The organism is Pseudoalteromonas sp. T1lg76 (genome assembly GCF_002964725.1).
Taxonomy (GTDB): domain Bacteria; phylum Pseudomonadota; class Gammaproteobacteria; order Enterobacterales; family Alteromonadaceae; genus Pseudoalteromonas.
Genome location: NZ_PQCE01000111.1, coordinates 1 through 397, shown reverse-complemented (window position 1 = coordinate 397; position 397 = coordinate 1). Strand labels below are relative to the sequence as shown.

The window sequence follows — 397 nt, the reverse complement described above, 5'->3', positions numbered from 1 at the left end:
GTCACACCATCACTGATGGTGATGCTGTCGACGGTGGCACCGGCTTCGACAACGCCGGAAAGGGTCACGTTGGTTGCTTCGTCTGCGCTTAACAGCTCATCGCCGCCGTCGTCGAACGCAATACCGTTTACGCCATCACCCGTGCTCGGCGCGCCCGTATCCAAGGTGGTGGTATCGGTGACCGTGCCTGTGTTCCCGGCAGCGTCGGTCACTGTCCGTGAGGCTTAACCATACAACACCAAAATGGTGTGAGACTGTTAAGTTAGAAGTTAGAAATTAAAGACTGAAGTAGACACATTACTTATAAAGCTTTCCGAATTTAATACTGATTGCAACAGCGATTAGTAACCAATTTGCTTGGTGACAATAGCGTTCTGGACCCACCTGACCCCATGCC

At 51.6% G+C, this 397-nt stretch carries 1 protein-coding gene; it reads right to left on the bottom strand.

Annotation, left to right across the window (positions count from 1 at the left end):
- The coding region (locus C2M35_RS15465) for a hypothetical protein (RefSeq protein ID WP_158678009.1) at window positions 1–212 on the bottom strand (212 nt) is incomplete at its 3' end.
- Between the last annotated feature and the right edge of the window lie 185 nt (window positions 213–397).